Annotated in this window: 4 protein-coding genes and 2 pseudogenes; 4 read left to right on the top strand and 2 right to left on the bottom strand. The window is 74.8% G+C overall.

Translation table 11 applies throughout. The features are described from left to right. Positions 1–236 precede the first annotated feature (236 nt). The 3 genes and pseudogenes from AC0AIB_RS27285 to AC0AIB_RS27275 all read left to right on the top strand — a co-directional run. Positions 237–854: pseudogene (locus AC0AIB_RS27285) on the top strand (DEAD/DEAH box helicase); the annotation flags it as partial. 135 nt (positions 855–989) lie between these two features. Beyond that, positions 990–2,504, top strand: a pseudogene (locus AC0AIB_RS27280) (helicase-related protein); the annotation flags it as partial. Between the two features lie 197 nt (positions 2,505–2,701). Next, on the top strand, positions 2,702–3,889 hold the full coding sequence (locus AC0AIB_RS27275; protein ID WP_328342711.1) for a hypothetical protein: 1,188 nt from the start codon (positions 2,702–2,704) through the stop codon (positions 3,887–3,889). 34 nt (positions 3,890–3,923) lie between these two features. Here AC0AIB_RS27275 and AC0AIB_RS27270 read toward each other — a convergent pair whose 3' ends face one another. Then, the gene (locus AC0AIB_RS27270) at positions 3,924–4,340 is read right to left on the bottom strand and encodes a helix-turn-helix domain-containing protein (RefSeq protein WP_328342712.1); all 417 of its coding nucleotides are present in this window, start codon (positions 4,338–4,340) and stop codon (positions 3,924–3,926) included. Between the two features lie 260 nt (positions 4,341–4,600). On the opposite strand from AC0AIB_RS27270, the gene AC0AIB_RS27265 reads away from it, so the two are divergent. Beyond that, complete coding sequence (locus AC0AIB_RS27265) at positions 4,601–5,041, top strand: hypothetical protein (protein WP_328342713.1); 441 nt, start codon at positions 4,601–4,603, stop codon at positions 5,039–5,041. A 7-nt stretch (positions 5,042–5,048) separates the two neighbouring features. On the opposite strand, the gene AC0AIB_RS27260 is transcribed toward AC0AIB_RS27265, so the two are convergent. Then, entirely contained in the window at positions 5,049–6,275 is a 1,227-nt protein-coding gene (locus AC0AIB_RS27260; RefSeq protein WP_465097746.1) for a class I SAM-dependent methyltransferase, read from the bottom strand. Between the last annotated feature and the right edge of the window lie 428 nt (positions 6,276–6,703).

The raw sequence follows: 6,703 nt of genomic DNA, 5'->3' as shown, positions 1-6,703 counted from the left end.
CCGCCCCCTCCGCCCCTCCCCCCGCTCCCCCCGCTAGCCCCGCCGGTGTGCGCCCCGCCGGTGTGCGCTGCCGGGATTAGCCCCGCCGGGTTAGCCCCGGTGATCAAGAGGTTTGCGTCATCCAGAAGCTGGATCGTGACGTAAACCTCTTGATCAACTCCTTGGGAGGTCGGGCTGTCCGGCCGGGGTGGTAGGAATGGCGGGTGGATCAGGGGCTGGCGGGGGATCAGGGGCGGGTGGGGGTGCGGGAGCGGGCCGAGGAGGTGCTGCGGCGGCTCGCCGGTGCGCATGCCCGGCTGCGTGAGGACCAGTGGCGGGCCATCGAGGCGCTCGTGGTCGACAAGCGCCGGGTGCTCTGCGTGCAGCGCACCGGGTGGGGCAAGTCGGCGGTCTACTTCGTGGCCACAGCCCTGCTGCGCGAGCGCGGCGAGCACGGGCCGACGGTCATCGTCTCGCCGCTGCTGGCGCTGATGCGAAACCAGGTGGAGGCGGCGGCCCGCGCCGGCATCCGGGCCCGCACCATCAACTCCGCCAACCTCGACGAGTGGGACCAGATCACCGCCGAGATCCACGCCGGGGCGGTGGACGTGCTGCTGATCAGCCCCGAGCGGCTCAACAACCCGGACTTCCGCGACGCCGTCCTGCCGAGGCTGGCCGCGACCACCGGACTGCTGGTGGTGGACGAGGCGCACTGCGTCTCCGACTGGGGGCACGACTTCCGGCCCGACTACCGCCGGCTGCGTACCTTCCTGGCCAACCTGCCGGAGCGGACCCCGGTGCTGGCCACCACCGCCACCGCCAACGAGCGGGTGACCCGGGACGTCGCCGAACAACTCGGCACCGAACCGACCCCACCCCCCGCCGACCGCGCCGCACCTCCCGCCGACCGCGCCGCACCTCCCGCCGACCGTGCCGCGTCGCCCGCTGCGACCAGCATCGACCGCGCCGCGTCGCCCCCCGACCCTGCGGCGTCGCCCGTCGGCGCCGGTGGGCGGCGGCCGGACGTGCTGGTGCTGCGGGGCACGCTCGACCGGGAGTCGCTGCGGTTGGCCGTGCTCGACCTGCCCAGTCCGGCGCACCGGCTGGGCTGGCTCGCCGATCACCTGGACGCGCTGCCCGGCTCCGGGATCATCTACACGCTCACCGTCGCGGCGGCCACCGAGACCGCCGAGTTCCTGCGCGGGCGCGGCTGGTCGGTGGCCTCCTACACCGGTCAGGCCGAGGACGCCGACCGCCGCGCCGCCGAACAGGACCTGCTCGACAACAAGATCAAGGCCCTGGTGGCGACCAGCGCGCTCGGGATGGGCTTCGACAAGCCCGATCTCGGTTTCGTCGTGCACCTCGGGGCACCGCCCTCGCCGATCGCCTACTACCAGCAGGTCGGCCGCGCGGGCCGCGCAGTCGAACACGCCGAGGTGCTGCTGCTGCCCGGTGTCGAGGACGCCGCCATCTGGCGGTACTTCGCCTCGCTCGCCTTCCCGCCCGAGGAGCAGGTGCGGACGGTGCTGGCCGCCCTGCACACCGACCGGCCGCTCTCCACCCAGGCCCTGGAACCCATCGTCGACCTGCGCCGGACCCGCCTGGAACTGATGCTCAAGGTGCTCGACGTCGACGGCGCGGTCCGCCGGGTACGCGGCGGCTGGCTCGCCACCGGCGAGCCCTGGACCTACGACGAGGCCCGGCTACGTCGCGTCGCCCAGGCCCGCACCGCCGAGCAGCAGGCCATGCGCGAGTACGCGAGCACGCCCGGTTGCCGGATGCGTTACCTGCGGGAGTGCCTGGACGACAGCGGGGCGGACGACTGCGGCCGGTGTGACCGCTGTGCCGCGCCCCTGTTCACCGCCGACGTCTCCGGCCCCGCGTTGACCGCCGCACAGACCTTCCTCGGCCGTCCCGGGGTGCAGATCGCCCCCAAGAAGCTCTGGCCGACCGGCCTCGACGCGGTCGGCGTACCGCTGAAGGGGCGGATTCCCCCGACGGAGCAGGCGCTGCCCGGTCGGGCCGTGGGGCGGCTGTCCGATCTGGGCTGGGGCGGTCGGCTGCGCGGCCTGGTCGGCCCGGACACCGCCGACGGCCCGGTCCCCGACGACGTGACGGCGGCCGTGGTCGAGGTGCTGAAGGCCTGGGCGCACGGCGACGACCCGTGGCCGCGCCGCCCGGCCGGCGTGGTCGCGGTAGGTTCCCGTAGCCACCCGGCCCTGGTCGCCTCGCTCGCCGAGCGCATCGCCACGGTCGGCCGGCTGCCGCTGCTCGGCCTGGTCACCCCGACCGGCCCGGCGGGGGCCGGCGGGCCGCGCGGCAACAGCGCCCAGCGGGTACGCGCCCTGCACGACGCCTTCGCCGTCGCCGACGAGGTGGCCGGGGCGCTGGCCGGGTTGGACGGCCCGGTGCTGCTCGTCGACGACCTGGTCGACTCCGGGTGGACGATGACGATGGCAGCCCGCCTGCTGCGCCGGGCCGGCGCCCCCGACGTCCTCCCGCTCGCCCTCGCCGTCGCCGGCTGACCCGATCCGGATGCCGACCGTTCGCGCCGCCCGCCTCGGGTCGCGCCGCCTGCCCGGGTCGCGGTCTCGGCGATGAGCGGACGGTCGCCGGCAGACGGGCCGACCGGACCCGGTTCCCTGACCGGCCGTATTGCGACCGTCGCCACGGTGTCCGGCCGTCGCGCCGACGCCGACGGCGACGGCGGTACGGTGGGCGGATGGCCGACCAGCGATCCGTCACCCGGCCCGCCGACCCGGCAGGTCGCGGCGGGCCGGCGACCGACGAGGGCAGCTCGGACCAGGTGGACCGGGACGCCCGGGGCGTCGTCGGGAGCGTCGCGGAACCGGCGGACCGGGGTGGAGCGGGCGTCGTCGGGAGCACCCTGGAACCGGTGGACGGGGATGGACCGGGCGTCGACGGGGGCATCGCGGAGCCCGGCGGATGGACGCTGCCCGCGGGTGGGGCCGCAGCCGGTGGTGGGGCGTCGGGGGTCGCTCCGGATCGGGCCACGCTGCGGCTGGCGCTGGTGGTGGGTGGCCTTGTCCTGGCCGTCCTGCTCGGCTTCGGCCTCGGCCGGGCCAACGGGAGACCGGCCGGTCCCACGGCGGCGACCGCGGCCACCGCCACCGGTGACCACACCCACGCCCCCGGCACCGGGGCACACCAGCACGACGCGACCGCCGGGCAGCCGGCCGGCGACGCGGCCACCGGCCTTTCGGTCACCTCCGGCGGCTACACGCTCACCCCGTCGGGTGGGGAGTTCGTCGCCGGGCGGGCGGGTGAACTGCGGTTCCAGATCCGGGACGCCCAGCGGCGGGCGGTCACCCGGTTCGCGATCGTGCACGACAAGCCGATGCACCTGGTCGTGGTACGCCGTGACCTCACCGGATTCCAGCACCTGCACCCGACGATGGCCACCGACGGCACCTGGTCGGTCCCGCTGACCCTGCCCGAGCCGGGCGTCTGGCGGGCGTACACGGATTTCACAGTGGTCGCCGACGACGGCCGGCAGACCCCGGCCACGCTGGGCGTGGACCTGGTCGCACCGGGGGACTACGCGCCCCGCCCGCTGCCCGCCCCGGCCACCCGGGCGACCGTGGCCGGGTTCACCGTCGACTACACGGGCAGCCCGCAGGTGGGGATCGCCGTACCGCTGCGGTTCCAGGTCCGCGACCAGGCGGGACGGCCCGCCAACCTGGAGCGTTACCTCGGCGCGTACGGGCATCTGGTCGCCCTCCGGGAGGGGGATCTGGGCTACCTGCACGTGCACCCCGGACCCGGGCCGGCAGGTGACACGGTGACCTTTTGGCTGACCGCGCCCGGCCCCGGCAACTACCGGATGTACCTGGACTTCCAGGTGGCGGGCGTGGTGCGGACCGCCGAGTTCACCCTCACCGTCCGCTGACCCGGACTCAGCCGGCCCGGCGGGCGGGCCCGACTCAGCCGGCCCGGCGGACCGGGCGGCGGGCCAGGTAGCGGAGCAGATCGCGGATGTGGTGCTTCTCCTCGGCGGGCACCGACGGGTCGGCCAGCCGGTCGAGGATCACCCTGATGTCCGCCTCCACCGGGCCGTCGTCGGCGCGTCGGCGGGGCACCGGCCCCGAGTCGGGCAGGCCGAGCGCCCGGAAGGCCGCCGCGACCGGCAGGTCGAGGGCGGCGCAGAAGCCGCGCACCTTGGCCAGCTCGGGGTAGTCCTGCCAGTCACCGGCGAGCCAACGGAAGACTGTGGACCGGCCGACACCTGTGTGGGCCGCGAGGTCGCTCACCGTCCAACCCCGCTCGTCACGGGCGTCGTCGATGGCCCGCCGCACGAAACGCGCGAACGCCATCTGTGGGGAAACCTCTGTCGAACCCATGCCGGTGAGATCGTCCCCTTCCGGGGGGAGTCGGGGTGTCCGGTGCGCCCTTCGAGGGTAGTACGACGAGCTGACGGTGTGACTCACCGACCGACCGCCGGGCCCCGGCGGCGGGTGCCTGACGGGCTGCGGCGCAGGTCGTGGCCGTTTCGTCGCCCTCGGGGAGCGGTGGCCGTTGTCATCCGTCAACTAAACTCGACAGGTCCCCGGGCCACCGATCCCTTCCCGGACCACTTCCCGGGCCACCCAGGAGGAGCAGCATGGCCGAGCCCGACCGTCCGGTGCCGCACCGCCCGGGTGCGGTCAGTCTCTTCTTCGTCGCCAAGGCGGGCGTCTTCGCCCTGGGCTTCTGGATCTGGTTGCTGGTGCTGGTGGCGACCGGTGACGGGGCGGCGACCGGGGCACACGTCCTGGCCGCCGCCGGCGCTGTCACCACCACCCTGGTGGGGGTGGTGCTCGGCGTCCGGTTGGCCCTGCAACGTAGCGCCGCCGCCCGGCACGCCGAACTCAAACGCCTCCTGGTCGACATCTCCTGGAACGCCTTCGCCGCCGCCGGCAACACCGAGACGTCCGGCAATGTGGTGCCGTTCCCCACCTCGCCCGCCGACGACGAGCGGGGGACGCGCGAGCGGGTCTCCTCGGTCTTCGACCGGTCGACGGGGGAGCGGCCCGGCGGTCGGGGTGGCGACCGGCGTCGCTGAGCCCGGTTCAGGCACCGCCGGTCGGCGTGGGACGGTCGTCGAGCAGGGTGGCCAGCCGTGGGGTCACCTGCCACTGGTCGACCAGCTGTCGGTATTCGGCCTGCGGCCCGTCGCCGCCCGGCCCGCCAGGTGCCCGCTCCGCGCGGCCGCCGGTGCCTGTGCCGGTGCCTGTGTTGGCGTCGGTGCCGGTGCGGCGGGCCCGGATCAGCAGATTCCGGGGGGTGTGCCGGGAGTCGACGAACTCGACCACCTCGGCCCGGTAGCCGTGCGCCCGCAGCAGCCCGGCCCGCAGCGCGTCGGTGAGCACGTCGGCGAAGCGTTCCCGCAGGATGCCCTGCCGGGTCAGCAACTCGTACGGTGCCGGCGTCGGCCGGGCGCGTAGCTGCGCCGCGAGGTCGTGGTGGCAGCACGGCGCGGCGAGGATCCACCGGGCGTCCCAGCGCACCGCCCGGGCCAGCGCCTCGTCGGTGGCGGTGTCGCAGGCGTGCAGCGCGAGCACCAGGTCGGGGGCGGGCTCCACCACCGCGTCGGCGATGGTGCCGGCCACGAAGGAGACCCGGTCGGCCCAGCCGAGGCGTTCGGCCAGCTCGCCGTTGCGCTGCCGTTGGTCCTCTCGGACGTCCACCCCGACCAGCTCCACGTCCAGCCCCCGACCGGTCAGGTACCGGTAGGCGGCGAAGGTCAGGTAGGCGTTGCCGCAGCCCAGGTCGACCACGCGCAGCCGTCCGGTGAGCTCGTCGGGAAGGGTGGCGGCCAGCGCGCGCAGGAAGGCGTCCACCTGCCGCCGCTTGGCGGCGTTGCCGCCGATCGTCGCGAAGATCGGGTCCCCCGGGTCGAGCAGGTACTCCTTGGCCCGGTCGTGGCGCTCCGGCTCGGCCGCCGGACGGCTGGCCGCCGCCCGGTGTACCTGTGCCTCGCCGGACTTGGTCACCCGTAGCTGGAGGGTCGCCACCGCGGTCTCCACGTGCCAGTTGCCGAACGGCTCGGCGAGCAGCGCGTCGACCGCCGCGTCGGCGTCCGCGCCCGGCACCACGTTCCGGGTGTACGGCCGGACGCCGTCGGACGTGGAGATCTGTAGCCTGGTGCCGGCCTTGAGGGCGACCGGGCGTAGTTCGGCGCGTACCACGGAGGGACGCTGCCCCCTGCGTCGGCCGGCGGCGACGGCGCGGGTCAGCGCGGGGTCGAGCAGCAACGCCCGTACCTCGGTCAGGGCGGCGTCGAGCGATTCCGGCATCGTTCCATCATCCTTTCCGCCCGACCGGTTGCCGCGGGCGGGCCGGCCCGGGGTGTCCCGCACCGCACCGGTGCCCCACCCGGCGGCATCCCGCGACAAGCCCGTAGCTGGTCTGCTCCCACCCGCACAGACCCAGAGGGGCCTCAAGATCAGATTGCAGTTTTGCAGACGACACGCCGATGCGAGTACGCGAAATCGCAATCTGATCATGGTGCCCTCTCGCCAACCAAAGCCCGAGGATGAGCTGGGTCTGCTCGTGTCCCGGGCCAAACGGAGGCGGAGGGCCCGGCTACGGGCTGGCTCGGCCCGGGTTCGGGTCCGAATGGTGGTGACGCTGGTCCGCACCGCCGACCCGCCGACGCCCGCCCCGGGCGGAAACGCGACATCCCCCGGGACGCCCATCCGGGCCGGGGGATGTCGGTGGTGTC

This window comes from Micromonospora sp. DSM 43699, assembly GCF_055517075.1.
Note: the sequence above shows the minus strand (reverse complement) of the source record. Positions and strands in the feature narration are given on the sequence as shown.